This is a genomic window from Nonomuraea muscovyensis, from assembly GCF_014207745.1.
GTDB lineage: Bacteria > Actinomycetota > Actinomycetes > Streptosporangiales > Streptosporangiaceae > Nonomuraea > Nonomuraea muscovyensis.
On sequence record NZ_JACHJB010000001.1, the window covers coordinates 1,344,118 to 1,370,804 of the forward strand.

A 26,687-nucleotide genomic window follows, 5' to 3' on the forward strand; every position below is an offset into this window, starting at 1 on the left:
TGATCGCCGCCGACGGGCTGCGTCCGTCCTGCCGAAGTCCGCCGACGCCGGCCGAGGGGCCGGCCCACCCGTCACGGCTCGGTCGGGGTGGGCTGGGGAGTCTCCGTGACGGGGGGTTCGGAGGGTTCCGTGGGGTCAGGCTCGCTCTGGCCGGCTACGCCGACCGTGATCACCACGCCGCCGCCCGGCGCGGCGCAGGCGCCGGCCGCGACGCTCTGGGCCAGTACGGTGCCGACCTGCGCGTCCTCGGCCACGACCCGCCTCTGCATGGTCACGGTGAATCCGGCGGCGCGGAGCGCGGCGCGGGCCGCCGGCCCGAGGCGGCCCACGACCGCGGGCACGATGGCGCCGTGGCGCGACACGACGAGCGCCACCTTCGCGCCGCCGGAGACCCTGGTGCCCGCCCCGGGCTTGCTCGACAGGACCTGACCGTCCGGCTTGGCGGAGCAGGTGGTGCCGACCCCGCCCACGGCGAGCCCGGCGGCGCGCAGGGCGCTCTCGGCGGCCGCGCGCTGGAGGCCGGCGACGGCGGGGACGGCCAGCCCGGCCGAGACGCGCAGGGTGACCGCGCTGCCCCTGGCCACCGAGGCGCCGGCGGCGGGCCGGCTGTCCAGCACCCGGCCGACGCGCTGGCGGGAGCCGACCTGGGTGACGGCGCCGGCCACCAGCCCGGCCCGCTTGAGCGCGGCCGTGGCCGCGGCCCGGTCCAGCCCTTCCAGCGCCGGGACCCGGACGCCGACGGACGTGCGCGCGGGCGGGTCGGAGGAGCGTTCGGCCTCCGGCGCCTCCCGGTTCTCCTGGGTGGCGATGCCGTCCGACCGTTCGGGCTCGGGCTCGGCATCGGCCGGTCCGACGGTGACCACGGTCGGCACGGCGGCGGCCTGCGAGGGCTCGTCCTTGCGCAGGCCCGGCACCACCACGCTGACCAGCACGGCCGCACTCACCAGCAGCGCGGCGGACGCGGCCAGCCCGGCCCGGTTGGCCGCCCGGCCCGTGCGGCGGGTCTGCTCCGGGTCGTCGGGAACGTTCCCCATGATCCGCAACGCCACCGCGCCACGCCGCTCCTCCGGCCCGGCGCCCTGCGCGAACGCGACCCGCGAGCCCGTCTCTCCGCCGGGGACGGGTGTGACATCCGAGCCCGCCCCTCCTCCCGAGCCCGACCCGCTGCCCGGGACGGACGTGACACCGGAGCCCGACCCTCCGCCCGGGACGGACGTGACACCGGAGCCCGCCCCTCCGCCGGGCACGGACGTGACACCCCGGCTCGCTCCCGGGCCCGCCGCTCTCCAGGCGTCCGGCCCGTCCGACGACACGGGACCGGCCCCGGAGGCCGCGGCCGGCAGGTGGTAGCCGCCGGGCGTGCCGGTCGCCTCCGGCTCCGCGACGGGCACGGCGGAGGCTCCCCCCGAACCGGCCCCGGCACAGGCCACGAATCCGACCGCGGAACCGACCGCGGAACCAGACACAGAACCAGGCACAGAACCGGCCACAGGACCGGCCGCGGGGACCGCCGCCGGCGGCTCCACGCGCAGGATGTGGGGCGGAGGTGAACGCAGCACCTCCGCCGGCACCCCGTCGCCCCCGCCCAGCAACTCCAGCAGCAGTTCCCTGCTGCTCGGCCGGTTGCGGGCGTCCTTGTCCAGGCACCCCGCGACGATCTCCCGTAACCGCCCCTCCAGGCGCCCCAGATCGGGCGGCGCGGTGAGGATGCGGTGCAGCACCGGCGCCACCGAGTCCTGCCCGAACGGCGCGGAGGCGTTGGCCGCGAAGCACAGGGTGGCACCCCACGAGAACACGTCGGCCGCCCCGGTGACCGCCGAGGCGGTGATCTGCTCGGGCGCCATGTACGCGGGCGTGCCCACTCCCCTGCCGCTGACGGTCGCCGCCGCGTCGAGCGCCCGGGCCAGCCCGAAGTCGATGACGCGCGGCCCGTCGGCGCCGAGCAGCACGTTCTGCGGTTTGAAGTCGCGGTGCACGATGCCCGCCCGGTGGATCGCGGCGAGCGCCGTCGCGGTGCCGACGGCGAGCCGTTCCAGCGCGGCTCCCGTCCGCGGCCCGGTCTGCGCGACGTCGCGCGCCAGCGACGGCCCGTCGACGTACTCGCTCACGATGTAGGCCCGGCCGTCGTCGAACCCGGCCTCCACCACCTGCGCGGTGCAGAACCTGGCCACCTGCTTGGCCAGCTCCACCTCGCGCAGGAACGCCGCCCGCTCGTCCCCCACGGGACCGTGCAGCAGCTTGACCGCGTAGGTGTCCTCGTCCCTGGTCCCGAGGTACACCACGCCCTGACCGCCCTCGCCCAGGCGCCCTGACAGCTCGTACGCCCCGAGTCGCCGCGGGTCCCCCGTTCTGAGCGGGTGCGCCATTGGCACGGGGCGCCTCCCCTCGCCGCCACCCCACTTCCCTCTCCACTGAAGGCAACCGGCGCCCGCCCGTCAACGGTCCGGCCCGCAATCGCGGCCGGACCGTGACACAGCAGTTCAGAACATGTGCGACGACCTTGCCCATCGGGTGACATCCCTGGCACCCCGGGGTGCCACCTTGCTGTCGCGGCCGCCTCAGCCCGCCTCGGACCCGCCGTCTCAGACCTGTCGCCTCGGATCAGCCGCCTCAGATCAGCCGGGCGTACGCGTCGAGCACGGGCAGCACCACGTCGGCCGGGGCGCTCGGCAGGCTGGCGACGGTCTCGTCGATCCCGAGTCCGGCGTAGTAGTCGAGCTTCTCCCTCGTCGGCAGCGTCCCGAACGGGATCACGCGGGCCATCGGCCGCCCGGCCTTCTCGCACGCCTCCCGCAGGGCGGGCAGCGCGGCCTTGACGCCCCGGCCGCCGATCGGCATCCAGCCGTCGGCGTACTCGGCGACGTGCGCGAACAGTTTCGGCCCGGCCGCCCCGCCGATGTGGACGGGCGGCCCGGACACCGGCTTGGGCCACGCCCACGACGGCTCGAAGCGCGTGTGGGCGCCGTCGAAGGCGGCCACCTCGTCGCGCCACAGGGCGCGCATCGCCAGCACGTGCTCGCGCGCCACCTCGCGCCGCTCCCGGTAGGGCACGCCGTGATCGGCCATCTCGTCGGCGTTCCACCCGAAGCCGACGCCGAGCACCACGCGCCCGCCGGAGAGGTGGTCGAGGGTGGCGACGGCCTTGGCGGTGACGATGGGGTCGCGCTGGGCGGCGAGCAGGATGCCGGTGCCGACCCGCAGCCGCGAGGTGACGGCGGCGGCGTAGGAGAGCGCGACCAGCGGGTCGAACGTGCGCTTGTACTCCTCGGGAAGTTCCTCCTGCCCCGCCGGCGGCGGCGTGCGCCGGGAGATCGGGATGTGGGTGTGCTCGGGCACGTAGAGCGAGGCGAACCCGCGCTCCTCGGCGGCCCGGGCGAGCTCGTGAACCGGCATGGCCCGGTCGGTGGTGAACATCGTGACCCCGAGCCGCATGCGCCCCTCCTCACGTCAACCAAGCGATTGCTCGGCTAAGATTTCTAGAGTAGCTTGCCGCACAGAGATGCGCCCCCGTGGAAAGAGGTCTCCCGGTGAAGTTTTCCATCTTCCTGAATCCGCAGATCCCAGGCTCCGGATACGCGGCTGAGGAGAACGCCAAGGCCAAGCGCCCCATCGGGCGTGACACGGAGTCGTACCAGCGGCTGCTGCACGAGGTGCGTGAGATCGCCGTCCACGCCGACCAGCTCGGCTTCGACGCGCTGATGATGACCGAGCACCACTTCCACTCGGAGGGGATGGAGTTCTCGGTCAACCCGCTGATGTTCCTCACCGACCTGGCCGCCCGCACCGAGCGCATCCTGCTCGCGCCGCTCGGCCTGGTGCTGCCCGCCTGGGACCCCATCCGGGCGGCGGAGGACGTGGCGCTGCTCGACCAGTTCTGCAAGGGGCGGCTGCGGCTGGGAGTCGCCCGCGGCTACCAGAACCGCTGGATGAACGTGCTCGGCCAGCGCTGGCACGCGGCGGCGGCCCGCTCCGACGGCTCGGCCTCCGACACCCGCAACTTCGACGTCTTCGGCGAGGTGCTGAAGATCATGAAGCTGGCGTGGACCCAGGAGACCCTCCGCTACCGCTCCGACGTCCTCGACTACCAGGTGCCCTACCCGTACGAGGGCATCGAGGGCTGGCCCGCCCAGGACTGGACCCGCACCTTCGGCGCGCCCGGCGAGCTGGACGACCAGGGCCGGGTCCAGGCCGTCTCGGTCTGCCCCCGGCCGTACCAGAACCCCTACCCGGAGCTGTGGCAGCCGTTCACCATCTCCGACCGCTCGGTGATCAGGGCCGCGCAGGAGGACATCCTGCCGTGGCTGTTCACCCCCAACCCCGACGACCACGCCGCCAAGGCCAGGCTCTACCAGGAGGAGTCGGCCAAGCACGGCCGCGACTACAAGCTCGGCGAGCACACCGGCATCCTCAAGGTCGTCGGCATCGCCGACACCACCGAGGAGGCGATCGACACCTTCGGCCGCAGCATCCCCAAGGACTTCGCCGCCTTCTTCGGGCCGTTCGGCTACCTGGAGGTGCTGCGCAAGCAGGAGGACGAAAAGCACCAGCCCATCTCCCCGGAGAAGGGCGACGCCAAGCGAATGAACGAGGTGGAGATGGCGCTGTTCGGCAGCCCGGACGACGTCAAGCGTGGCATCCAGCGCATGCTCGACCGGATGCCCGACCTGGAGTGGTTCGGCCTGTACATGCAGGGCCAGCAGGGCGTGCTCCCGCTCGACACGGTCAAGCGCAACCTCGAACTGTTCGCCACCAAGGTCGCCCCGGAGTTCCGGTGAGATTCTGGCTGGGGGCCTCGTTCTCCGACACGGGGCACTTCGTGGAGCTGGCCAGGGTGGCCGAGCGGTGCGGGTTCGACACCCTGACGCTGTCGGACCACCTGTTCTACGCCGACTTCGCCTCCCCGTACCCCTACTCGAAGTCGGGGCGGCCGCGCTGGGACGCGCGCACGCACTGGCCGGACGTGTGGGTGACGATCGGGGCGATGGCCGCCGTGACGAGCACGCTGCGCTTCTCCCCCAACGTCTACATCGCGCCGGCCCGCGACCTGCTCACCGTGGCCAAGCAGGTCTCCACGGCCGCGGTGCTGTCCGGCGACCGGGTCACGTTCGGCGTGGGCGTCGGCTGGTGCAAGGAGGAGTTCACCGCCACGGGCCAGGACTTCCACACCCGCGGCCGCCGGCTCGACACGATGCTCCCGGTGCTGCGCGAGCTGTGGTCGGGGCGCCCGGTCACGCTGGACGACCTGCCCGAGCTGTCCATCTCGCCCGTCCCGGCCCGGCCGGTGCCCGTGCTGGTGGGCGGCGACAGCCCCGCCGCGCTGCGGCGGGCCGCCCGGCTGGGCGACGGCTGGATCGGCAACCGCGTCTACACCGAGGAGCAGTTCGACACGGTGCTGGAGGCGCTGCGCGAACAACTCGCCGAGCACGGCCGCCCGGCCGGCGACTTCGAGATCATCGCCCCGCTGGCCGTCATGCCCGACGCCGAGACCTACCACCGCTTCGCCGCCAAGGGCGTCACCGGGACCATGGCCGCCCCCTGGCGGCTCGCCACGCCGCAGGAGAAGGAGAAGTACGGCGAGGGCAGCCTGGCGCTCAAGGTGGCCACCATGGAGCGCTTCGCCGACGAGGTGATCGCCAAGATGTAGGGCGCTCCCGTGATCTCCGCCGGACGTGCGGGGCGATAGCCTCGTGGCGTGCTGGAATCCATCGCGGCCACGCGCTACGTGACGCCGCTGCGGGAGGGCGGGTCGCTGCCCGGGGTCGTCGAGGCCGACGACCTCGGCACCTACGTGGTGAAGTTCCGCGAGGCCGGGCAGGGCCGGCGGGTCCTCGTCGCCGAGATCATCTGCGCCGAGCTGGCCCGGCGGCTGGGCCTGCGCACGCCCGAGCTCAAGCTGATCGACCTCGACCCGCAGCTCGGCGTCCGCGAGCCCGACGAGGAGGTGCAGGATCTGCTCAAGGCCAGCACCGGCCTCAACCTGGCGATCGACTTCCTGCCCGGCGCGCTCGGCTTCGAGCCGCTGGCCTGGCCGCCCGATCCGGTGTTCGCCTCCCAGGTGGTCTGGTTCGACGCCCTCGTCCACAACGTCGACCGGAGCTGGCGCAACCCCAACCTGCTGGTCTGGCACCGCGAGACCTGGCTGATCGACCACGGCGCCGCGCTGTGGTTCCACCACAACTGGAGGACAGCCGACCCGCAGCGGCCGTTCGACGCCGGCGACCACGTGCTGGCGCCGTTCGCCACCGGGCTCGACGCCGCCGCGGCCGAGCTGTCGGCGAAGATCACCCCCGAGCTGCTGGAGACGGTGACGGCCCTGGTGCCCGACGCGTGGATCGACGGGGAGCCGGGGTTCGGCTCGGCGCAGGCGGTCCGCGACGCCTACGCCGACCACCTGCTGCGGCGCGCGCACGGCCCGCGTCAGTGGCTCACCCTGGCGGGCGCGGAGTCACGGCAGGAGCGCCCGGGCCCGGGATCGGTCGGCGAGTTCTGGCGAGGAGGCGGCCGGTGACCAGGGACGTCTACGAGTACGCGGTGATCCGCGTCGTGCCCCGCGTGGAGCGCGGCGAGCTGATCAACGCCGGCGTGCTGCTCTACTGCCAGTCGCGCGGCTACCTCTGCGCGCGGGTCGAGCTGGACGCCGCTCGCCTGCGCGCCCTCGACCCCGAGGCCGACGCCGACGCGGTCCGGCAGGCCCTCGGCGCCTACGAACTGGCCTGCGGCGAGAAGGCGGGGCCGCTGGCCGGCGAGTCGCTGGGCGGCAGGTTCCGCTGGCTGACCGCGCCGCGCAGCACGATCGTGCAGGCCGGCCCGGTGCACGCGGGCCTCACCCGCGACCCGCACACCGAGCTGGCCCGGCTCTTCGACAAGCTGGTGCGCCTCTAACACTCGGGTGGAGCCGCGCCGACGACGAGCCCGGGCGACCGCCAACGCGGAGTGAAATGTGCGTGAACGTAGACGATCTTGGCTGGAAGATCCCGGTCACCCCCCTAGCCTGGGAAACCATGGATTTTCTGAATGAGTTCCTGGCGTTGCGGGAATCCGCCACGGCCGCGAACGGGCTCGTCAGCGTAGAAGTGGACGGCACCTCCGACCTCACCGGACTGAAGCTCGACCCGCGGGCCATGCGGCTACCCGCGACCGAGCTGGCCGAGGCGATCAAGGAGGCATTCGGCCGGGCCCGGGAGGCGGCCCAGCAACGGGCCACACAGGCCATCCCCGAGGTGCTGAAGCAGGACCCGCTGGAGCTGAACGACTTGATGGAAAAGGTCAGGGCCGACACCCAAGCGGATATGAACGAGCTTCTGTCCACCGTCAACGGGCTCACCTCGCGCCTGGATCGGCTGATGCAGCAATGAGCGAGAAGTTCGACGGAATCCAGGTGGCCTTCGGCTCCCGGGGCCGCACTGCCCAGGACCTGGCCGAGGTCGCCGACCGCCTTGAGCGGGCAGTCGCCCTCGCGCTGCCGGGTGTGGCTCGTTGTGTCGGCACACGTGACGAGCTGAGCGAGGAGTTCGACACCGAGTGCACCGGCCTCACCGAGCAAATGGGGCAGCACTTCGAGAGCATCGCCACCCACCTGCGCGGCATGGCGGCCAAGCACGTGGCCTCGGAACACACCTACGTCCGGACCGAACACGCCAACGGGGCGGCATCGTGAGCGGAGGACTACCCGAGAGCCTACGCTGGGCCCACAGCTTGATCGCCGATGTGGCGCCGTTGGGGAGCCATGACGACGACCTCGACCGCCTCCAGGGGTCTTCGGCCTCTCTGGACATCGCCACCGAGGCCAAGAACGGCCGGACCGGCACGAACGAGGCGGCCGCCCATGTCCGCACGGCGGGCAACCTGAGCGACGACATGACGGCCTTCGAGGACCTCCTGCCAGTCGCCCAGGCCGAGACCGACAAGGGCGGCGTGGCCGCCGCGGTGTCCGGCACGGCCACGATGCTCCTGGTCACCGTGAAGCTGGTCTGGAGACTGTACGTCATCGCCGCCCTGATCGCCCTGGTGATCGCGCTCGTCCGCTACTTCGCCCTCGGCCCTGCGATAGGCACGGTGGGAAGCAGGCTGTACATCGCGGCCCTGAGAAAGCGGATGCAGATGGCGCTCGCCGGCATCCAGGACAACATCCGGCGCAACCCGATCGCCGCGTTGAGGTACGCGAAGTCCTTGCTCGGGGCCGGCGCGAAAATGGGAAGCCTGGGGACGGTCACCTATGTCACGGGATTGGCCACCATCCCCGCCCTCGTCACGGCCGGGTTCGCCGGCCCCTGGGACAACAATGAGGAGGCCCGCGACCTCACCGAGCGAACGCTGCTCGAAACGGAGGAAGGCCGCGCGGCACTCGCCTACGCCAGAGACCACAACATCACCACGATCTACCGCAACGGGCTCCACTCGGTCTTCGAAAGGTCCAGGTTCTATCCCAACACCAACGTCCTCGTCCTCGGCGCGCAGGACTTCGGCAGCTGGGAGGACTCCAACGATCTCGCCGAGGACTTCATCCGCCACATCGAGGTGGCCAAGGGAAATCACGGCCGGTTCGGCGACAACCCTGGCGATGCCGACACGAGGACCGAAGACGAGCGAGCGCGGGACGCGGCATGGTATCGCCTTCACTACGCACGGCCGGACTCTGACGGCTACGCCGACGGGAAGGTCAATCCGGACAAGTTAACCTGGCCATACGCCCAGATCAACCACCTGTTCGACCTCAGCTGACCGAACACCACCCCGTTCCGCGGACGCTCACATCCGCGACGTTCGCCTCTGATCGCTGACGAGGCGCGCGGGCCGGTCGGCATCCCAGGGCGGCAGGACGAATACTCCGCTCTGTGCTGCAGACCGGCCCCTTGGTCGGGTGACGCCGAGGTCACGGGCCGTGTCCCTGATCCGATCCGGGAACTCCAGAGGGTGAACTCGCCGCCGGGCCGGGTGTCTCGTCTAGAACAGGACCGACATGAACGTGTCGATCTCGTGGAAGCCCACCTTGCGGTAGACCGCCCGAGCCGCGTGGTTGTAGTCGTTGACGTACAGCGTGACGACCGGCGCGAAGTACGCCAGCGCGGCCTTGACGACCGCGGCCATCCCGGCCACCGCGTGGCCCTGCCCTCGTAGTCCCGGGTCCACCCACACGCCCTGCACCTGGCAGGCGAACGGGGTGACCGCGCCGACCTCGGCCTTGAACACCACCCGCCCGTCGTCGATGCGGGCGTACGACCGGCCGATGCGGATCAGCTCGGCCACGCGCGTGCGGTAGAGGGCGCCGCCGTCGCCCAGGTTGGGCGAGATCCCGACCTCCTCGGTGAACATCGCGACGCAGGCCGGCAGCAGGAGGTCGAACTCGTCGGGCGTGACCCGCCGCACCAGCGGGTCGGCGGGCACGGCCGGCGGATGGGAGATGGCCATGACGGGCTGCTCCCACCGGATGGCCCGGGCCCGCCCCCAGTGCGGCTCCAGCCGCTCCCACAGCGGCGAGACCGCGTCGGCGGGCCCCACGATCGACGAGCAGCGGCGTCCCTGCTTGCGGGCGCGGTCGGCGAAGGCGTGCACGGCTTCGGGGCCGGCGTTGACCGGCACCAGGTTGGCGCCGGCGTAGCAGAGCGAGACGAGTCCGCCGCGCGGCCCGTAGCCCCACATCTGCCCGCCCAGCCGCGCCGGGTTGAGGCCGACCGTGCGCACCCGGGAGGAGACGAAGACGTTGGCGACCGGATCACGGTCGAGCAGGGCCAGAGCCTCGTCCCGGTCGCTGTCATCGAGCACACGCGACGCCGATGTACGCAGCATCACATGGTCAGACTACGCGACACCCTGCCAATTAGCTCATCCCCGACGCGGCTCGGTGAGCCGATCGTGACCCTTCGCCCCGACGCCGGCCATCCGGGCCGCCGGCCTGGGGGCCGGGACGGCCGCGCACGTGGCGCCGCGCGCGGGGACCGTGCCGTCGGCGAGGTAGGCGGCCAGGTGCCGGTCGACGCAGGTGTTGCCGGCCATCGACACGCCGTGGTTGCCGCCCTGGTCCACCACCATCCGGGCGGTCGGGAAGCGCTCGCGCATCTCCAGCGCCCCCGCGTACGGCGTGGCGGCGTCGCCGCGCGACTGGAGCATGAGGATCGGCGGCAGCGCGGGTGAGCCCTTGATCGCGACGGGCGTGCCGGCCTGGGCCGGCCAGAAGGCGCACGGTGCGTTGTACCAGGCGTTCGGCCAGGTCATGAACGGGGCGCGGCGGTGCTGGCGGGCCATGTCGGCCCGCCAGGCGTTCCAGTCGCGCGGCCAGGCCGCGTCGGTGCACTGGACGCTCAGGTAGACGGCGTAGCCGTTCTCGTCCTCGGCGTCCTGCCTGCCGTGCCGCTCGTAGGCGGCGAGCAGGCCCCGCGCGTCGCCGCGGCGGACGTAGGAGGACCAGGCGCCGGCCAGTTCGGGCCAGACCCGGTCGGTGTAGCCGCCGACGGTGAACATGTCGTCGAGCTCGCTCGGGCCGACCACTCCGCCGGCCGGCCGCTCGCGCAGCCGGGCGCGCATGGCGTACCAGGCGAACGTGGTCTGGCGGGCGTCGGAGCCGAGCCGGTAGACCCGGTTGTTCCGGGCCGTCCAGGCGAGGAAGTCGCGGTGCCTGCGGTCGAAGGCGAGGTTCTGCGCCAGGTTGGTCTGGTACCAGACGCCGCCCGGGTCGACGGAGCTGTCCAGGACGAGGCGGTTGACCCGGTCCGGGAAGAGCGTGGCGTAGACGGCGCCGATGTAGGTGCCGTAGGAGTAGCCGAGGTAGCTGATGCGCTCCTCGCCGAGGGCGGCGCGGAGCACGTCGAGGTCACGGGCGACGGCCTCGGTCGTCATGTGGGGCAGCAGCCAGGCCCACAGGCTGCCGCACCGCTCGGCGTACTCGGCGGCCCGGCCGAGCAGCACCTGCTCGTCGTCCGCGCCGCGCGGCACCGCGTCGGGGCGGGGCGGGGCGTAGTAGACCTCCGGGTCGACGCAGCGCATGGCCGGCCGGCTCAGGCCCACCCCACGGGGGTCGAACCCGACCACGTCGTAGCGCTCGGTGATCCTCGGGGGCAGCGTCCTGGCGACGTGCTCGGCCAGCGAGCGGCCGGACGCGCCGGGGCCGCCGGGATTGACGAGCAGCGTGCCCAGGTGGTGGCCGTCGCGCGGCTTCGTCGCCTTGATCCGGTTGACGGCCAGCGTGATCGCGCGGCCCGCCGGGTCGCGATGGTCGAGCGGCACGCGCAGCGTCGCGCACTCCGTGCCCGGGGTGCGGACCTGCCGCGCGGCGGCCACGTCCCTGCCGTCGGCGGGGCACGCCTCCCACGCCAGGGCCTGCACCGGCCTGGCCCGCGCCGCCACGGCCGGCGTGGCGGCGCCTCCCTGCGCGCTCACCACTCCGCCGGCCAGGACCGCCACGGCGGCGACCACCCGTACGCACCGCTTCACCCGTCTCATGACTAGTGATGCTGCCCGCGTGGCGGACCGGTCACGATCGGTATGGGGGAACGCTTGCCATTCTGTAATGACTCGATGGCTCAGCGTGACGAGGTGGCGGCTCAGCCCACGGTGACCTGGGGGCCGGGAGCGTCGTCGTCGAGGTCGACCTCGACGCCCATCTCCTCGGCGATCCGCAGCGCCTCCTCGATGAGGGTCTCGACGATCTGCGACTCGGGCACCGTCTTGACGACCTCGCCCTTGACGAAGATCTGGCCCTTGCCGTTGCCCGAGGCGACGCCCAGGTCGGCCTCACGCGCCTCGCCGGGACCGTTGACCACGCAGCCCATGACCGCCACCCGCAGCGGCACCTTCAGGCCCTCCAGGCCGGCCTGCACCTGCTCGGCGAGGGTGTAGACGTCGACCTGCGCCCGGCCGCACGACGGGCACGAGACGATCTCCAGCCCGCGCTCGCGCAGCCCCAGCGACTCGAGGATCTGCGCGCCGACCTTGACCTCCTCCACCGGAGGAGCCGACAGCGACACCCGGATCGTGTCGCCGATGCCCTCGGCCAGCAGCGCGCCGAACGCCACGGCCGACTTGATCGTGCCCTGGAAGGCCGGCCCCGCCTCGGTCACGCCCAGGTGGAGCGGGTAGTCGCACTGGGCGGCGAGCAGCCGGTAGGCGTTGATCATCACGACCGGGTCGTTGTGCTTGACCGAGATCTTGATGTCGCGGAAGCCGTGCTCCTCGAACAGCGAGCACTCCCACAGCGCCGACTCGACCAGCGCCTCGGGGGTGGCCTTGCCGTACTTCTGCAGCAGCCGGGGGTCGAGCGAGCCGGCGTTGACGCCGATGCGGATGGGCACACCGTGGTCGGCCGCGGCCTTGGCGATCTCACCCACCTTGTCGTCGAACTTCTTGATGTTGCCCGGATTGACGCGCACCGCCGCGCAGCCCGCCTCGATCGCGGCGAAGACGTACTTCGGCTGGAAGTGGATGTCGGCGATCACCGGGATCTGCGACTTCCTGGCGATGATCGGCAGCGCGTCGGCGTCGTCCTGGGACGGCACGGCCACGCGGACGATCTGGCAGCCGGACGCCGTCAGCTCGGCGATCTGCTGCAGGGTGGAGTTGACGTCGGCGGTGACCGTGGTGGTCATCGACTGCACGGAGACGGGCGCGTCGCCACCCACGAGCACGTTGCCCACCCTGATCTGCCGCGAGTGCCGTCGTTCGGCCAGCGGCTTGGGGCGGACCGTCGGGATGCCGAGTGCTACAGAAGACATTGCTCCTCTTAGGTGTCGAAGACGGTGTCCAGTCTAGGAAGTCAGCGGGACTGCCGCGCCGCCAGCTCCACCGCGCGGGCGCGAGCCCAGCCGTCGGCGGCCAGCACCTCCTCGACCGAGCCGGCGGGAGTGACGTCGTGCTCCTCCACCACGCGGGCGACGGTGTCGACGATCGCGAGGAACGGCAGCTCGCCGCGGAGGAACGCCTCCAGGCACGCCTCGTTGGCCGCGTTGTAGACGGCCGGCGCGGTGCCACCCGCCGCGCCGACATGTCGGGCCAGGGCGACGGCGGGGAACGCGGCGTCGTCGAGGGGCTCGAAGGTCCACGTGTGGGCCCTGGTCCAGTCGACGGCCGGGGCCGCGCCGGCCAGCCGCCCGGGGTGGCCGAGGGCCAGCGCGATCGGCAGCCGCATGTCGGGCGGGCTGGCCTGGGCGATGGTGGAGCCGTCGACGAACTCCACCATGGAGTGGATGATCGACTGCGGGTGGACCACCACCTCGATGCGGTCGAAGCCCAGGTCGAACAGCAGGTGCGCCTCGATCACCTCCAACCCCTTGTTGACCAGGGTCGCGGAGTTGACGGTGATCATGGGGCCCATCGACCAGGTGGGGTGGGCCAGCGCCATCTCGGGTGTCACCCCGGCCATCTCGGCGCGGCTCCTGCCCCGGAACGGGCCGCCGCTGGCCGTGATGACGAGCCGCCGGACGGCGTCGGGGTCGTGACCGTCGGGCCCGGCGGCCCACAGGCACTGCTGGACCGCGGAGTGCTCGGAGTCGACGGGGAGGATCCGGCCCGGCTTGGCCAGCCGCTTGACCAGGGGCCCGCCGATGATCAGGGACTCCTTGTTGGCCAGCGCCAGGGTGCGGCCGGCCTCCAGCGCGACGAGCGTGGAGGTCAGGCCGAGCGCGCCGGTGATGCCGTTGAGCACGGTGTCGCACTGCCACGCGGCCACCTCGGCGACCCCGTCGGCGCCGGCGAGCACCAGGGGCGCGGCGCCGTGCGCGGCGAGCGCGTCCTTCAGGGCCGGCACCGCCGCCTCGTCGGCGACGGCCACGACCTCGGCCCCGACCTCGGCGGCCTGCCTGGCCAGCAACTCGACCTTGCCGCCGCCGGCCGCGAGCCCCGCGACCCGGAACCTGCCGGGATTGGTCGTGAGGACGTCGAGGGCCTGGGTGCCGACCGAGCCGGTGGAGCCCAGCACGACGACGGAGCGGAGGGACTGTGCATGCACCCGTCCATTCTCCCCGCTCGCGGACGCGCCCGGGCACGCGGCCGTGACGTTCCCGAAATCGGCCCGGTATGTGACGGGCGGTATCACCACCGGTTCGTACCGTGATGCCGCCATATCCGAATGCGCATAGCTTGAGAAAAAGGCATATCGCCGTACGTACCTTCCAACGGCAGATTCCGGTTTCGGGAGGTACGTAATGCACCGCAGAGTCGCCCTGCTCTCCGCCGTCGCGCTCGCCGTGGCGGGCGCGCTGATCCCCGCGTCCGCGGGAGCCGCCCAGGCAGGCACCTCGGCGACCGGCCTGGACCCCAGGCCCGTCCGCTGGTCCGCGACGGACTCCTGGCCGGAACGCCGGACCGTCCTGCAGTACTGGACGTCGCAGCGCATGCTGGCGGCGGAGCCCCTGTCGTCGCCCGCGCCGCGCCGCGCCTCGTCGGACTCGCCCACCCAGGGCAGCCCGTGGGCCACCCGCGGCGCCTCGACCGGCACCGCCACCGGCGGGCGCGTCCCGTACACGATCCGCGGCTCCTCCGCGGGAGCCGGCCAGGCCGCGCCGTGGTCGGTCGGCGGCACCGCGCCCGTCGGCGTCCGCCAGGTCGCCCAGCAGGCCCAGGTGCCGAACAGCCCCGGCCTGCGATGGACCGACGGCGGCGCCGTCGTGCGCACCGTGGGCCGGGTCTTCTTCACCACCGCCGAGGGCCGCAACTCCTCCTGCTCGGGCACGGCCGTCACCAGCGCCAACGAGAGCGTCGTGATGACCGCCGGGCACTGCGTGAAGCTGAACGGCGCCGCCCACCGCAACTGGGTGTTCGTCCCGGGTTTCGACAACGGCCGGCGCCCGTTCGGCACCTGGGTCGCCACCAGGCTGCTGACCACCCAGCAGTGGAACGCCCGCGAGGACATCAACTTCGACATCGCCGCCGCCGTGGTCGCGCCGCTCGACGGCCGGACGCTGACCGACGTGGTCGGCGGGCAGGGGGTGGCCTTCAACCAGGCCAGGCGGCAGCAGATGTACTCCTTCGGCTACCCGGCGGCGGCGCCGTTCAACGGCTCACGGCTCATCTACTGCAGCGGGCAGGCGTTCGACGACACCGTCATGACCCGGGACCTGGGCCTGCGCTGCGCCATGACGGGCGGCTCCAGCGGCGGCCCGTGGTTCCGCAACTTCGACGAGTCGACCGGGCTCGGCTGGCTCAACTCCGTCAACAGCTTCAAGTACAACTTCGCGCCGGACTTCATGTTCGGCCCGTTCTTCGGCAACGAGGCCCAGGCCGTCTACCAGGCCGCGCAGCGCACCAACGCACTCTGAGGCGTTTTACCGAATGTAGCCACAAGGGCACACGTTGTAGTGCACACTCGGGTGCCATGACCCTGAGCACCCCTCTGCTGGCGGCCGTTCCGCTCGTCGCGGGGCTGATGGGCCCCGCCCTCGTCGGCGCGACTCCCCCACAGCGACCCGTCCATCCGCCCGCCCACGCCGACCACGACCCGCCCCGGGCACGCGACGCCGGGCCCGACGCGGCGCGGGCGACGCGGGCGGGACAGGCCTCCCGGCCGGACGTCGTCGAGCACGTCGCCGCCCGCGGCCCGTCCGACCAGCAGCGGGTGCTCGGCTACTGGACGGCCCGGCGGATGGCCGCGGCGCTGCCGATCGACCTGGTCGGCTCCCTGCCGGGGGGCGGCCTGCTCGGCGGGCTCACCGGCCGGGCCGGCGGCCCGGGTGTGCCAGGGCTGTCGGGCACGACGGCCCGCCAGGCCTCCCCCGACCGCCGTCCGGCCGTCTCCCGGCACCACTCCGCCCGGCCGCAGCAGACGACGTACGGCGCGCGCTGGTCGACCGGCGGCGCGGTGACCAGGACCACCGGCCGCGTCTTCATGACGATGAACGGGGTCGACTTCGTCTGCTCGGCGAGCACGGTCAAGAGCGCCAACCGCGACGTGGTGGTCACGGCGGGCCACTGCGTCAAGGACGGCGCCGGCCAGTGGGCCGACAACTGGACGTTCGTGCCGGGCTACCGTGACGGCGGCGGCCACCCGTACGGGAGGTACCCGGCGCGCCGCATGTTCGTCGCGGGCCCGTGGTCCCGCTCGGCCGACGACAGCTACGACGTGGGCATGGTAGTCCTGGGCACCTCGTCCGGCAGGCACGTCGCCGACGTGGTGGGCGCTCAGGAGATCGCCTTCAACCAGCCGCGGGGCGGGCAGGCCTTCGGCTTCGGCTATCCCGCCGACCCGCCGTACAACGGCGAACACCTGGTCTACTGCGCCGGACGGCTGCGCGCCGACCCCCACGGCGAGACCCGCGACCAGGGCCTCGGCTGCGACATGACGGCCGGCTCCAGCGGCGGCCCCTGGCTGTCCGGCTTCGACCACGACACCGGCAAGGGCACCCTGACGTCGCTGAGCAGCTTCAAGTACAGCGACGACCAGCGCACCATGTACGGCCCCTACTTCGGCGAGGCCGTCAAAACCCTCTTCACCACCGCCGAACGCGCCTGACCGGCCCCACCCTGGCCCTCCCGCCACCTGTCCTCCCCTTCCACCGCGACCCGTTCGGGCGCGCGGCCGGGCGGATGGGCGGCGTCAGATCCAGCCCTCCTCCCAGGCACGGTGTGCCGCGGCGTGGCGCGAACTGACCCCGAGCTTGGCCATGGCCGCCGACAGGTAGTTGCGCACCGTGCCGGGAGCGAGGTGGATCTGCGCCGCGATGTCGTTGATCGAGGCGCCCGTCCGCGACGCGCGCAGCACCTCCAGCTCCCGTCCGGTCAGGGGGCAGTCGTCCTCGGCGAGGGCGGAGGCGGCGATGTCGGGGTCGACGTAGCGGCGGCCGGCGGCGACGTCGCGGATGATCTCGGCCAGCCGGGTGGCGGGCGTGGTCTTGGGCACGAATCCGCTCACCCCGGCGGCGAGCGCACGGCGCAGCACGCCGGGCCGGGCATGCCGGGTGACGAGGACGATCCGTGTGGACAGCGCGGCGCGGATCTCCTGCGCGGCGTGCAACCCGTCGGCGGGCGGCATCTCCAGGTCGAGCACGGCGATGTCCGGCCGCCGCTCGTGTGCCAGCCGCACCGCGTCCGTGGTGGTGGCCGCCTCGGCGACCACGTCCAGGTCCGCCTCCAGCCCGAGCAGCGCGGCCAGGGCTCCCCTGATGAGGTCCTCGTCGTCGGCGATCAGCAACCGGATCACCGCGTACTCACCCCGGCGGGGTAGGCGGGCGCGCCGGCCGGCAGCGAGGCCACCACCTCGAACCGGTCGCCGTCGCGCCGCCAGTCCAGCGTGCCGCCGGCCTGCTCCAGCCGCCCGGCCAGGGTGCGCAGCCCGGTGCCCGCGTCCGGCCGGGGCGGGTCCGCGGCGCCGTCGTTGCCGATCAGCAGCCGGGCATGGCCGTCCTCGACGCGGTAGGCGATGCGCGCGTGGCCGGCCCGGCTGTGGCGCAGCACGTTGGTGGTCGCCTCGCGCATCACCAGCCCCAGCAGGTGGCGGGCGGGCTCCGGCAGGGTGGGCGCGCCGGTGGCCTGATCACGGTCGACGGCCGTGTCGATGCCGGCGGCGGTCAGCACCTTGGCCGCGTTGGCGATCTCGTCCTCCAGAGTCGTACGCCGGTATCCCTGCACCACGGCACGGGTGTCGCGGAGCGCGTCGGCGGCCAGCCGCCGCACCTCCCGCATCTCCGCGGCGGCCCGCGCCGGGTCGCCCTCGACGAGCCGCTCGGCAAGCTCGCTCTTGAGCGCGATCACCTGCAGGTGGTGGCCCTGGATGTCGTGCAGGTCGGCGGCGAAGCGCAGCCGCTCGTCCTTGACCGCCAGTTCGGCGGCCAGCCGCCGCGCCTGGTCCAGCCGGTCGGCGACGTCCCAGGCCCACAGCATGCCCAGCGCCATCCAGGCGACGGAGGCGACCATGCCGGCCGGGAAGGCGGCAGCGAGGAGCCACCCCTCGTCTCCCGAGGCGAGCGCCACGCCCCCGCCGAGCGCCGCCGCGGCGACCACCGCGCCGGCGATGAGCGTGCGCCGGTGCGCCGGCCGGAGGAACGTCGCCGTGATCGACACCATCACCGCCGGAGCGACCGGCCACAGCCCGTCGTCGCGCAACGCCAGCGGGACGGCCCCGAGCACGGCCGCGGCCAGACCCCCCACCACCAGCCACCCGGCCGGAAACCCGCCAGGCCCCGCCGTCGACCGGCCGGCCGGAGCCCGGCCACCCGGATGACGACCGTCCGTCCGATGACCGCCCACCTGGTGACCGGGCCCGGGGTCGCCTGGGACGCGGTCCAGCCGGCGGCCGACGAGCACGACGGCGGCCACGACCAGCACCGCCAGCGCCAGGCCGCTGACGCCCCTGACCCAGGGGACCACGCCCTCGTCCATGGCCCACGCCCTGACGAAGAGCACCAGGGACACCGTGATGCTCCCGGTGAGGCTCCACCACGTGTAGCGGCGGAACCCGCTCAGCCCCGTCCCGCGCTCGCTCGGCCCGTCACGCACGCCGCCATTGTCCCCTGGTGCGGCAGGTGGTGGGGGGTATGCCGGGCCCCGATGACAAATGTCACGAGATTTCGTGACAGGCCCCCGCCGGCACGTGCGGCTTCCGCACTACTGGCGGCTCCCGTCCTCCCGCAGTCTGGGTTCCGGATACCCCAACCCCGTACACGAGAGGAGCCGGAGATGAGAGCAAGAGCCGCCCACAGCCACCACGGGCGCGGCTGGTGGCCGTTCTTCCGTCACTACCTGGAGATGGTCGCGGCGATGTTCGTCGGCATGGCGGTCCTCGGCGCCGCCGTGCGCGGCGGCCTGGCGCTCGCGGGCCTGGAGTTCCCCGCGCGGCCGGAGCCGGCCGTCCTGGAGATGGCCGTCGACATGTCCGTCGGGATGATCGTCTGGATGCGCTACCGGGGCCACGGCTGGGCCGGGACCCTGGAGATGGCCGGCTCCATGTTCGTCCCGGCACTGGTCCTGTTCCCGCTGCTGTGGACAGGCGTGATCCCGGCCGGCTCGCTGCTCCTCCTGGAGCACGTCGTGATGCTCCCGCTCATGCTCCTGGTGATGCTCCGCCGGCGCGACGAGTACGGGGGCCCGGCCCGTGTCTGACGTCATACCGCACCGTTCCGGCTGGGCAGCCGTGCTGCGGCGCTGGCCGACCGCCCTGGCCGTGGGAACGGCGGCGGCGAGGCTGGCCGGAGGCTCCTCGGACGGGGAGATCACCGCGCTCGCCGAGGTCGCCATGCTGCTGCCCCTGGTCTACCTCGTCGTGGCGGGGATCCGGCGCCGGGGGGCGTCGTGGCCGACGCTGGGCGCCCTCGTGGTCCTCTACGTGGGCCTGCGGACGCTGGACGTGGTCCCCACGCCGGCCGTGCTCGCCGGGGTGTCGCTGGCCGTCCTGGTGCGGGGCGCCGTCTCCGGTGACCTGCGCAGCTCGGGGGCGTTCCGGCTCCAGGCCCTGGGGGTGCTCGGGTTCGGCGCGCTGGCGCTGGCCGCGCTGGTGGCGGAGCCGGACCTCGGCCGCTACCTGGTGGCTGCGGGCTGGCTCCTGCACGGCGTCTGGGACTTCGTCCATCTCAGGAGGAACGCGGTCGTGTCGCGTTCGTACGCGGAGTGGTGCGGCGTCTTCGACGTCCTCATCGCCGCACAACTGGTGTTCCTGGCATGAGCGGCGCGCACGGGTCCGGCCCGTGCGCGCCGTGCTCGACCGCGTACGGCTAGAGCGTCAGCCCCGTCATCACCATGACCTTCTCGTAGGTGAGGTCGCGCATGGCGGAGCCGAGGCCCTCCCTGCCGATGCCGGAGTCCTTGACGCCGCCGTAGGGCATCTGGTCGGCCCGGTACGAGGGCACGTCGCCGATGATCACCCCGCCGACCTCCAGCTCCCGGTTGGCCCGGAAGGCCGCGTCCAGCGAGCGCGTGAACACCCCGGCCTGCAGTCCGTACGCCGAGTCGTTGACCATCGCGTACGCCTCCTCCATCGACGCGGCCGGCTGGAGGATCATGACGGGCCCGAAGACCTCCTCGCGGACGACCTTGGCGTCCGCGGGGACGTCGGCCAGGACCGTGGGGGCGAGCGTGGCCCCCTCGCGGGTGCCGCCCGCGAGCACCCGGGCGCCGCCGCGTACGGCCTCGTCGATCCACTGCTCGACCCGCTCGGCCGCCGCCTCCGACACCAGCGGCCCGACCTGCGTCTTCTCGTCGGCCGGGTCGCCGGTGACGAGCGCGCTCACGGCCGGGAGCAGCCGCTCGACGAACGCGTCGTACACCGGCCGCTCGACGATCACCCGCTGGACGGCGATGCAGCTCTGGCCCGCCTGGTAGTTGGAGTAGAGGGCGACGCGGCTCGCCGCCCAGTCGAGGTCGGCGTCGGCCAGCACGACCGCCGCGGCGTTGCCGCCGAGCTCCAGCGTCACGTGCTTGCGCGGCACCTGGTCGGCGATGGCGTAGCCGACCGGGGCCGAGCCGGTGAACGAGACCACGGGCAGCCGCGGGTCGTGCACCAGGCCGCCGGCGCGCTCGTTCTCGACCGGCAGCACCGAGAACATCCCGGCGGGCAGGTCGGTCTCGGCCAGGATCTCGCCCAGCAGCAGCGCGGTCAGCGGCGTGGCGGGCGCGGGCTTGACGACGACGGGCGCGCCGACCGCGATGGCCGGGGCCACCTTGTGGGCGACCAGGTTGAGCGGAAAGTTGAACGGCGTGATCGCCAGGACCGGCCCGTACGGCACGCGCGAGACGTAGGCCAGCCGGCCGGCGGCGGCGGGCTCGGTGTCGAGCCGCTGCACCTCGCCCGACCAGCGGCGGGTCTCCTCGGCCGCGAAACGGAACGTCGCCACGGCCCGCCCCACCTCGCCCCGCGCCCACAGGATGGGCTTGCCGTTCTCGGCGGTGATGAGCTGGGCGAACTCCTCGCTCCGCTCGGCCAGCCGGCGCGAGACGTGGGCCAGCGCCTCCGCGCGCACGTGCACCGGAAGCGCGGCGGCCTGCCGGGCGACCGCGTCGGCGGCGGCCACGGCCTCCTCGACCTGCGCGTCGGTCGGCACCGCGTGCCGGCCGACCTCGCGACCGTCGTGGGGATTGGTCACGGTGAGCTCGGCGTCCCCGGTGGCGGGGCGCCCTGCGAGCCAGAAGGTACGCACGTCCATACCCCGACGTTATGCCACCTCGAGATCGGCGCCGTGTGCCATGTTGCACAACCCCGCAGGCCCCGCTGGCCGTCACGTACAAGTCATCGCCACGCGGACCTCATCTTTACCCACCATGTAACAGAAGTAGACCTAATTCGGGATGTTTACCATGCGGAGCGGTTTGAACGAGCTCCCCCGTGGCTAAGTCATCGTGTGCGGGTCTCCAGCGCGGCGGGCCCCCTAGCAGAAAGGCGTGGGCCCATGACCTCCTCGGCGCCGCTTGGGCTTCAGGGCGCCTACCTTCTGGGCGAGCGGGCCAGCCACGACGAGCTGCGTTCCCGGTTGCTCGACGTCGCGGTCAACCTGCTCGTGACCGACGGGCCCGAAAGCCTCACCACCCGCCGGATCGCCTCCGAGGCCGGCTGCACCACCACCGTCATCTACACGATGTTCGGCAACCGAGAAGGGCTGGCCGAGGCCCTCTACCTGGAGGGTTTCGAGCGGTTCAGGCGTTTCCTGGAGGCGGTGCCGCAGCGCCGCGACCCCTTCGAGTACCTGACCGCGCTCGGCCCCGCCTACCGGCAGGCGTGCCTGTCGGAGCCGGGCTACTACAGCCTCATGTTCGAGCGGGCGATCCCCGGCTTCGAGCCCAGTGAGCGCGCCAGGACCCTCGCCCGCGCGGCGCTCAACATCCTCGACCGGGCGATCGCCGACTGCATCTCCGCCGGCTACCTGGTGCCCACCCAGCCGCGCAAGATCGCCGACGCGCTGTGGGCGGCGGCGCAGGGCGCGATCAGCCTGGAGCGCGCCGGCCACCTGCGCGACGGCCGCACCTACGAGGCCGTCACGACGGCCACGATCTGCTGCTTCCTGGCCCAGAAGTAGCCGCCTGCGGCCCGTCGGGGGCGGGCGGCCGCCGTTGCGGGGGTCACGCCCCGGTGGGCGGGGAGGGCGGCTCGGCGCCCCGGGGCGGCGCTCCCTCGTGGCCCGGCGCGGAGGCGGCGGCCAGCGCGATCCACAGCTCGGCCCGCACCCCCGGGTCGTCGAGATCGCGGCCGAGCAGCTCGGCCACGCGCCTCATCCGGTAGCGCAGGGTGTGGCGGTGCACGCCGAGCCGCTGGGCGGCCGCGTCCCAGTGTCCGTTGCTGCCCAGGTAGGCGCGCAACGACTCCAGCAGGTCGGCGCGCGCCCCGTGCCTGACGAGGGGGGCGAGCAGCGCCGCCGAGAACGCCTGCGCCGCTGCCGGGTCGAGCAGCCGCAGCAGCCCCTGACCGGCCAGGTCGGCATAGCGCACCACCCCGCCGCTTCCCGTGTGCAGCGCCCGCCGCGCCTGCTCCACCCCGCTGCTCAGCTCCCCGTACGTGCACGGCGCGCTCATCCCGACGGCCCCGTCGGCCAGCGATGCCACCTCCTCGGCGGCTTCCCCGGCGACGAGCGCCACCACGTCCCCGCCGCCGGACGGCCGGGCCGCCGCCTCTCCCCTGGCGGGGCCCGGCGCTCCGGGCCTCGCCGCGTCGTCCTGCCGCGCGGGCGGGAAGCGGGCGGTGAACGTGTGGGGCTCCAGGCTGTCCAACGCCTCCCCGTGAGCCGCGAGCACCACCAGCGGCTCCCCGGGCAGCCGGCCGCCGAGCGGGGCCAGCACCGCCCGCGCCCGATCCGGCGCGCCGGCGATCAGCAGCTCGAGCACGGCGGTCCTGACCCGGCGTTCGGCCTCCTGCCGGGCGCCGCCCTGCTCCAGTGCCAGCGTCAGGAGGGACGCGGCGGCGTTGATCACCGTCTGGGTGACGGGTGAGAAGGGCCGCACCGCCCCGACGGCGAAGAACCCGCGCGGGCGCGGCCCGCCGCCCAGGGGCTGCACCACGACGTGCCGGCCGGGCCCGGAGATCGCCAGGCTCGACGGCAACCGCTCGGCCCCGCCTCCACCGGGACGGGTCGCGTGCCCGGCCACGGCGGCCGGAGCCTGGCCTTCGGGTCCGGCGCACTCGGCGGGCGGGTGCGGGGCGGGGCGGGCGGCGCGCAGGCGGGCCAGCTCGGCGGCGACCGACTCGGCCTCGGCTCCCGGCGTCGCGTGCCGCACCTCGCCCGTCTCGTCCAGCAGCGCGGCCCAGCCGCCGACCTCCCTGGCCAGCCGGTCGATCACCGCGTGCACGCCCTCGGGACGCAGCGCCGCCCGGGTCAGCCGCCCCTGCGCGGCGAAGGCCCGGGTGATCTCCTCGTACTGCTCGGCCGCCAGCAGTTCGCTGACCGCCTTGCTGATCGAGATGAACGGCGTCTCGCGCGGCACCTCCAGCAGCGGCAGCCCGGCCGCCGTGGCGGCGCTGACCAGCTCGGGAGGCACGTCCTCGTGGGTGAGGCCGACGGCGAAGCCGAGCCCGGCCACCCCTCGCGCCACCAGTCGGGCGACATATCCGGAGAAGTCGCCTTCCAGCCGCATCCCCGTGGTCAGCAGCAGCTCGTCACCCTCAAGGTACGGCGTGGGGTCCTCCAGCTCGCTGACCGCCACCCAGCGCACCACCGCGTCGAGCGACCCGGTGATGGGCCGTAGCCCGGTGCGTCGCACCACGACCCGCAGCGAAGGCGCCATGACCTCGAAGTTGTCCATTCCGGCGAAGCAAGCATCCTCAGTGTGCCATATCGACAGATAAGCGCAGTTCAAGGGGGGCCGTACCGTCGAAGGTATGAGCATTCCGCAGGAGCGTCGCCTCGCCACCGCCATCCCCGGACCCAAGTCGCAGGAGTTGCTGGCCCGCAAGCAGGCCGCCGTGCCGACCGGCATCGGCACCACGCTGCCGGTGTTCGTGACCCGTGCCGGCGGCGGCGTGATCGAGGACGCCGACGGCAACACGCTGATCGACTTCGGCTCCGGCATCGCCGTGACGAACGTCGGCAACGCCGCCCCGCGCGTGGTCGAGCGGGTCCAGCGGCAGGTCGCCGACTTCACCCACACCTGCTTCATGGTCACCCCGTACGAGTCGTACGTGCGGGTCTGCGAGAAGCTCAACGAACTGACGCCCGGCGACCACGACAAGCGCACCTTCCTGGTGAACAGCGGCGCCGAGGCGGTGGAGAACGCGGTCAAGATCGCGAGGTACGCCACCGGGCGGCAGGCCGTCGTGGTGTTCGACCACGGCTACCACGGCCGCACGCTGCTGACCATGACCCTGACGGCCAAGAACATGCCGTACAAGCAGGGCTTCGGCCCGTTCGCGCCCGAGGTCTACCGGGCGCCGCTGGCCTACCCCTTCCGCTGGCCGACGGGGCCGGAGAACTGCGCGGCCGAGGCCGCCGCCCAGGCCATCGACATGATCGACAAGCAGATCGGCGCGGGCAACGTGGCCGCCGTGGTGATCGAGCCGATCGCGGGCGAGGGCGGGTTCGTCGAGCCGGCCAAGGGGTTCCTGCCGCGCATCGCCGAGTTCTGCCGCGAGAACGGCATCGTGTTCGTGGCCGACGAGGTGCAGACCGGTTTCGCGCGCACGGGTGACCTGTTCGCCTGCGAGGACGAGGGCCTGGTGCCGGACATCATCTGCACCGCCAAGGGCATCGCGGGCGGGTTGCCGCTGGCCGCGGTGACCGGCCGGGCGGAGATCATGGACAAGGTGCACGCGGGCGGCCTCGGCGGCACGTACGGCGGCAACCCGCTGGCCTGCGAGGCCGCGCTCGGCGTGCTGGAGACCATCGCCGAGGAGGACCTGGTCGCCCGCGCCCGCCGGATCGGCGAGATCATGCTTCCCCGGCTGGAGGCGCTGCGCGAGCGCTTCGACGTGATCGGCGACGTGCGCGGGCGCGGCGCGATGATCGCGATCGAGCTGGTACGGCCCGGCACCAAGGAGCCGAACCCGGCCGCCGTCGCCGAGGTCGTCAGGCGCTGCCACGCGGAGGGCCTGCTGGTGCTCACCGCCGGCACGTACGGCAACGTGCTGCGCTTCCTGCCGCCCCTGGTGATCCCCGAGCAGCTCCTGGAGGAGGGCCTCGGCATCCTGGAGAAGGCGTTCACGGCACTGTAGAAACCCTTACGAAACGGGCGTCCAGCTTGTAGCTGGATGCCCGTTTTTGTTGGCGTACGCCGCCCTGGCCGGGTAGAGAATTCACCCTGACTTGACGCTCAGCTAGACGATCACGGGGATGGTCGGAGTTATAACGGATCCGATATACGGGTGCGCGATCACCGCGAGGAGCGTGATGAACTGGGGCCCGACAGGAACGGCGCAGGACATGTTGACGTTCGACCCTGATGACCTCAGCTGGGCACAGCGAGAGGGCGACGCCTGCGTCGTCTGCCACAAGAGGTGGCCCAGGCCGCGCGTCCGCGTGGGCCGCCTCCCCGACGACTCGGCCGTGATGGCCTGCGGCGACTGCGCCGAGGCCCTCGTGCCGGCCTCCCTGGCGACCGTGGTCGCCTTCCCCGGCCGCTAGGCTCGGCCCCCGTCAGGCGGCCTGGCGGGGCGTCTCGCGGATGTCCCAGGGCGAGCCGTACTCCTGGAGCAGGTCGAGGAACGGCACCGCGTCGAACGCCTCCGGCCCGAGCACGCCCTCGCCCTTCCACACCCCGCTCGCCACCAGTTCCAGCGCGACGACCGGGTGGATGGCGGTCTGCCAGACGACGGCCTGGGCGCCGTACTCGCGCATCGACCAGGCGTTGTCCACCACGTGGTAGAGGTACACCTCGCGCGGGCGGCCGTCCTTGCCGGTGCCCTTCACCCAGGTGCCCGCGCAGGTCTTGCCGTGCATGCGGTCGCCGAGCGTCGCCGGGTCGGGCAGGCTGGCCGCCACGAGGTCGCGCGGCGCCACCTCCGCCCCGCCCACCCTGATCTTCTCGGCGCTGTCGAGGCCCAGTTTGTGCAGCGTCTTGAGCACGCCGATGAACTCCTGGCCGAGCCCGTACTTGAACGTCACCCTGCGCGCCGGGATCCACCTCGGCACGAGCAGCACCTCCTCGTGCTCGACGTTCACGCACTCCACCGGCCCGATGCCGGCCGGGAAGTCGAACACCTCCGGCTCGCTGAACGGCTCGGTGGTGCGCCACTCGCCGTCCTCCCACACGACGGGCGGGTTGAGGCACTCCTCGATCGTGGTCCAGATGGAGAACGTCGGCGCGAAGTCGTAGCCCTCCACCACCAGGTTGGACCCGTCACGGACACCCACCTCGTCGATGCGGGAGAACAGGTGGTCGGCGGCGTAGCGGGCGAACACGTCGGCCAGCCCCGGTTCGACGCCCATCCCGACGAGGGCGAGCCGGCCCTTCGCCCGCCACTCGCCGTCGAGCGCGAACTGCTCGTCGCCGAGCTTGACCCCGGGCCGCCGGTACGGCTCGCGGGGATGCGGCCTGGACAGGGACATGGCCATGTCGAGGTAGTGCGCCCCGACCGCGAGCGCCGCCTCGAACAGCGGCATGGTGAAGCGCGGATCGACCGCGTTGAAAAGCACGTCACAGCGGTGCTCGCGCAGCGCGGCCTCGACCTGGGCACGGTCGGAGGCGTCGAGGGCGATGGCGCTGAAGCGCGGGTCGTCCGCGGCGGCGACGGCACGGGCCGCCCGGCCCTGTTGGGAGTCGGCCACGACCATGTGTTCGAAGAAATGTCGGCGGGCGGCGATGGACACGACGGCGGAGCCGACGCCGCCGGCTCCCACGAGGAGGATTCTCATGTA

At 73.0% G+C, this 26,687-nt stretch carries 25 protein-coding genes; 14 read left to right on the forward strand and 11 right to left on the reverse strand.

Features of this window, described 5'->3' with window-relative positions; genetic code table 11:
- Window positions 1-71 precede the first annotated feature (71 nt).
- Window positions 72-2,366, reverse strand: coding sequence for a serine/threonine-protein kinase (locus FHU36_RS06365; protein ID WP_246502218.1), 2,295 nt, complete (start codon window positions 2,364-2,366; stop codon window positions 72-74).
- A gap of 244 nt (window positions 2,367-2,610) precedes the next feature.
- The gene (locus FHU36_RS06370; RefSeq protein WP_185082850.1) at window positions 2,611-3,432 is read right to left on the reverse strand and encodes an LLM class F420-dependent oxidoreductase; all 822 of its coding nucleotides are present in this window, start codon (window positions 3,430-3,432) and stop codon (window positions 2,611-2,613) included.
- Between the two features lie 95 nt (window positions 3,433-3,527).
- On the opposite strand from FHU36_RS06370, the gene FHU36_RS06375 reads away from it, so the two are divergent.
- The 7 genes from FHU36_RS06375 to FHU36_RS06405 all read left to right on the forward strand — a co-directional run bounded on the left by FHU36_RS06375 (window position 3,528) and on the right by FHU36_RS06405 (window position 8,721).
- Complete coding sequence (locus tag FHU36_RS06375; RefSeq protein WP_185082851.1) at window positions 3,528-4,775, forward strand: LLM class flavin-dependent oxidoreductase; 1,248 nt, start codon at window positions 3,528-3,530, stop codon at window positions 4,773-4,775.
- Entirely contained in the window at window positions 4,772-5,644 is an 873-nt protein-coding gene (locus tag FHU36_RS06380; RefSeq protein ID WP_185082852.1) for a TIGR03619 family F420-dependent LLM class oxidoreductase, read from the forward strand. The genes FHU36_RS06375 and FHU36_RS06380 overlap by 4 nt, the downstream gene beginning before the upstream one ends.
- 48 nt (window positions 5,645-5,692) lie before the next feature.
- Window positions 5,693-6,508, forward strand: coding sequence for a HipA family kinase (locus FHU36_RS06385; protein ID WP_185082853.1), 816 nt, complete (start codon window positions 5,693-5,695; stop codon window positions 6,506-6,508).
- Window positions 6,505-6,882, forward strand: coding sequence for a DUF3037 domain-containing protein (locus FHU36_RS06390; RefSeq protein WP_312891457.1), 378 nt, complete (start codon window positions 6,505-6,507; stop codon window positions 6,880-6,882). Before FHU36_RS06385 ends, FHU36_RS06390 begins: the two co-directional genes overlap by 4 nt.
- Window positions 6,883-6,944: 62 nt before the next feature.
- Complete coding sequence (locus FHU36_RS06395; protein WP_185082854.1) at window positions 6,945-7,355, forward strand: YbaB/EbfC family nucleoid-associated protein; 411 nt, start codon at window positions 6,945-6,947, stop codon at window positions 7,353-7,355.
- Entirely contained in the window at window positions 7,352-7,657 is a 306-nt protein-coding gene (locus tag FHU36_RS06400) for a type VII secretion target (RefSeq protein WP_185082855.1), read from the forward strand. Before FHU36_RS06395 ends, FHU36_RS06400 begins: the two co-directional genes overlap by 4 nt.
- A 38-nt stretch (window positions 7,658-7,695) precedes the next feature.
- Window positions 7,696-8,721, forward strand: a complete 1,026-nt coding sequence (locus FHU36_RS06405) for a hypothetical protein (RefSeq protein ID WP_185082856.1) — start codon at window positions 7,696-7,698, stop codon at window positions 8,719-8,721.
- Between the two features lie 222 nt (window positions 8,722-8,943).
- Here FHU36_RS06405 and FHU36_RS06410 read toward each other — a convergent pair whose 3' ends face one another.
- From FHU36_RS06410 to dxr, 4 genes are all read right to left on the reverse strand, one after another.
- The gene (locus FHU36_RS06410; protein WP_185084641.1) at window positions 8,944-9,786 is read right to left on the reverse strand and encodes a GNAT family N-acetyltransferase; all 843 of its coding nucleotides are present in this window, start codon (window positions 9,784-9,786) and stop codon (window positions 8,944-8,946) included.
- A 36-nt stretch (window positions 9,787-9,822) separates the two neighbouring features.
- Window positions 9,823-11,436 carry an alpha/beta hydrolase gene (locus FHU36_RS06415; protein WP_185082857.1) on the reverse strand — a complete coding sequence of 538 codons (1,614 nt, stop codon included), beginning with the start codon at window positions 11,434-11,436 and terminating at the stop codon, window positions 9,823-9,825.
- A gap of 101 nt (window positions 11,437-11,537) precedes the next feature.
- Window positions 11,538-12,704 carry a flavodoxin-dependent (E)-4-hydroxy-3-methylbut-2-enyl-diphosphate synthase gene (gene ispG / locus FHU36_RS06420; RefSeq protein WP_185082858.1) on the reverse strand — a complete coding sequence of 389 codons (1,167 nt, stop codon included), beginning with the start codon at window positions 12,702-12,704 and terminating at the stop codon, window positions 11,538-11,540.
- A gap of 41 nt (window positions 12,705-12,745) precedes the next feature.
- Window positions 12,746-13,936 carry a 1-deoxy-D-xylulose-5-phosphate reductoisomerase gene (gene dxr / locus FHU36_RS06425; protein WP_312891458.1) on the reverse strand — a complete coding sequence of 397 codons (1,191 nt, stop codon included), beginning with the start codon at window positions 13,934-13,936 and terminating at the stop codon, window positions 12,746-12,748.
- A 196-nt stretch (window positions 13,937-14,132) separates the two neighbouring features.
- Between dxr and FHU36_RS06430 the strand changes: the two genes are divergently transcribed.
- Entirely contained in the window at window positions 14,133-15,245 is a 1,113-nt protein-coding gene (locus FHU36_RS06430) for a trypsin-like serine peptidase (protein ID WP_185082860.1), read from the forward strand.
- A gap of 56 nt (window positions 15,246-15,301) precedes the next feature.
- A complete protein-coding gene (locus FHU36_RS06435) occupies window positions 15,302-16,435 on the forward strand; it encodes a trypsin-like serine peptidase (protein ID WP_185082861.1) in 1,134 nt (377 codons plus the stop codon).
- An 84-nt stretch (window positions 16,436-16,519) separates the two neighbouring features.
- Here the strand turns inward: FHU36_RS06435 and FHU36_RS06440 are convergent, their stop codons facing one another.
- Window positions 16,520-17,122 carry a response regulator transcription factor gene (locus tag FHU36_RS06440; protein WP_185082862.1) on the reverse strand — a complete coding sequence of 201 codons (603 nt, stop codon included), beginning with the start codon at window positions 17,120-17,122 and terminating at the stop codon, window positions 16,520-16,522.
- Complete coding sequence (locus FHU36_RS46225; protein WP_185082863.1) at window positions 17,119-18,417, reverse strand: sensor histidine kinase; 1,299 nt, start codon at window positions 18,415-18,417, stop codon at window positions 17,119-17,121. The genes FHU36_RS06440 and FHU36_RS46225 overlap by 4 nt, the downstream gene beginning before the upstream one ends.
- A 180-nt stretch (window positions 18,418-18,597) precedes the next feature.
- Between FHU36_RS46225 and FHU36_RS06450 the strand changes: the two genes are divergently transcribed.
- Window positions 18,598-19,020, forward strand: a complete 423-nt coding sequence (locus tag FHU36_RS06450; RefSeq protein WP_185082864.1) for a hypothetical protein — start codon at window positions 18,598-18,600, stop codon at window positions 19,018-19,020.
- Window positions 19,013-19,579 (forward strand): hypothetical protein, encoded by a 567-nt coding sequence (locus FHU36_RS06455; RefSeq protein ID WP_185082865.1) that lies wholly within the window; start codon window positions 19,013-19,015, stop codon window positions 19,577-19,579. The genes FHU36_RS06450 and FHU36_RS06455 overlap by 8 nt, the downstream gene beginning before the upstream one ends.
- Before the next feature lie 49 nt (window positions 19,580-19,628).
- Here the strand turns inward: FHU36_RS06455 and FHU36_RS06460 are convergent, their stop codons facing one another.
- Window positions 19,629-21,056, reverse strand: a complete 1,428-nt coding sequence (locus FHU36_RS06460; protein ID WP_185082866.1) for an aldehyde dehydrogenase family protein — start codon at window positions 21,054-21,056, stop codon at window positions 19,629-19,631.
- Window positions 21,057-21,299: 243 nt separating this feature from the next.
- On the opposite strand from FHU36_RS06460, the gene FHU36_RS06465 reads away from it, so the two are divergent.
- Entirely contained in the window at window positions 21,300-21,923 is a 624-nt protein-coding gene (locus tag FHU36_RS06465) for a TetR/AcrR family transcriptional regulator (RefSeq protein WP_185082867.1), read from the forward strand.
- Between the two features lie 43 nt (window positions 21,924-21,966).
- Here FHU36_RS06465 and FHU36_RS06470 read toward each other — a convergent pair whose 3' ends face one another.
- Window positions 21,967-23,640, reverse strand: coding sequence for a PucR family transcriptional regulator (locus FHU36_RS06470; protein ID WP_312891459.1), 1,674 nt, complete (start codon window positions 23,638-23,640; stop codon window positions 21,967-21,969).
- Window positions 23,641-23,716: 76 nt separating this feature from the next.
- Here FHU36_RS06470 and gabT point away from each other — a divergent pair, with 76 nt between their 5' ends.
- A complete protein-coding gene (gene gabT, locus FHU36_RS06475; protein ID WP_185082868.1) occupies window positions 23,717-25,045 on the forward strand; it encodes a 4-aminobutyrate--2-oxoglutarate transaminase in 1,329 nt (442 codons plus the stop codon).
- 175 nt (window positions 25,046-25,220) lie between these two features.
- The gene (locus tag FHU36_RS06480) at window positions 25,221-25,454 is read left to right on the forward strand and encodes a hypothetical protein (RefSeq protein WP_246501971.1); all 234 of its coding nucleotides are present in this window, start codon (window positions 25,221-25,223) and stop codon (window positions 25,452-25,454) included.
- 12 nt (window positions 25,455-25,466) lie between these two features.
- Here the strand turns inward: FHU36_RS06480 and FHU36_RS06485 are convergent, their stop codons facing one another.
- A complete protein-coding gene (locus FHU36_RS06485; RefSeq protein WP_185082869.1) occupies window positions 25,467-26,684 on the reverse strand; it encodes a saccharopine dehydrogenase family protein in 1,218 nt (405 codons plus the stop codon).
- Window positions 26,685-26,687: the final 3 nt, after the last annotated feature.

Coding starts and splice junctions, on each gene's coding strand:
- FHU36_RS06365 (WP_246502218.1), bottom strand. CDS start 2,366: ATGGCGCACCCGCTCAGAACGGGGGACCCGCGGCGACTCGGGGCGTAC.
- FHU36_RS06470 (WP_312891459.1), bottom strand. CDS start 23,640: ATGGACAACTTCGAGGTCATGGCGCCTTCGCTGCGGGTCGTGGTGCGA.
- FHU36_RS06450 (WP_185082864.1), top strand. CDS start 18,598: ATGAGAGCAAGAGCCGCCCACAGCCACCACGGGCGCGGCTGGTGGCCG.
- FHU36_RS06415 (WP_185082857.1), bottom strand. CDS start 11,436: ATGAGACGGGTGAAGCGGTGCGTACGGGTGGTCGCCGCCGTGGCGGTC.
- FHU36_RS06410 (WP_185084641.1), bottom strand. CDS start 9,786: ATGCTGCGTACATCGGCGTCGCGTGTGCTCGATGACAGCGACCGGGAC.
- gabT (WP_185082868.1), top strand. CDS start 23,717: ATGAGCATTCCGCAGGAGCGTCGCCTCGCCACCGCCATCCCCGGACCC.
- FHU36_RS06435 (WP_185082861.1), top strand. CDS start 15,302: ATGACCCTGAGCACCCCTCTGCTGGCGGCCGTTCCGCTCGTCGCGGGG.
- FHU36_RS06400 (WP_185082855.1), top strand. CDS start 7,352: ATGAGCGAGAAGTTCGACGGAATCCAGGTGGCCTTCGGCTCCCGGGGC.
- FHU36_RS06465 (WP_185082867.1), top strand. CDS start 21,300: ATGACCTCCTCGGCGCCGCTTGGGCTTCAGGGCGCCTACCTTCTGGGC.
- ispG (WP_185082858.1), bottom strand. CDS start 12,704: ATGTCTTCTGTAGCACTCGGCATCCCGACGGTCCGCCCCAAGCCGCTG.
- FHU36_RS06430 (WP_185082860.1), top strand. CDS start 14,133: ATGCACCGCAGAGTCGCCCTGCTCTCCGCCGTCGCGCTCGCCGTGGCG.
- FHU36_RS06460 (WP_185082866.1), bottom strand. CDS start 21,056: ATGGACGTGCGTACCTTCTGGCTCGCAGGGCGCCCCGCCACCGGGGAC.
- FHU36_RS06370 (WP_185082850.1), bottom strand. CDS start 3,432: ATGCGGCTCGGGGTCACGATGTTCACCACCGACCGGGCCATGCCGGTT.
- FHU36_RS06480 (WP_246501971.1), top strand. CDS start 25,221: ATGAACTGGGGCCCGACAGGAACGGCGCAGGACATGTTGACGTTCGAC.
- FHU36_RS06485 (WP_185082869.1), bottom strand. CDS start 26,684: ATGAGAATCCTCCTCGTGGGAGCCGGCGGCGTCGGCTCCGCCGTCGTG.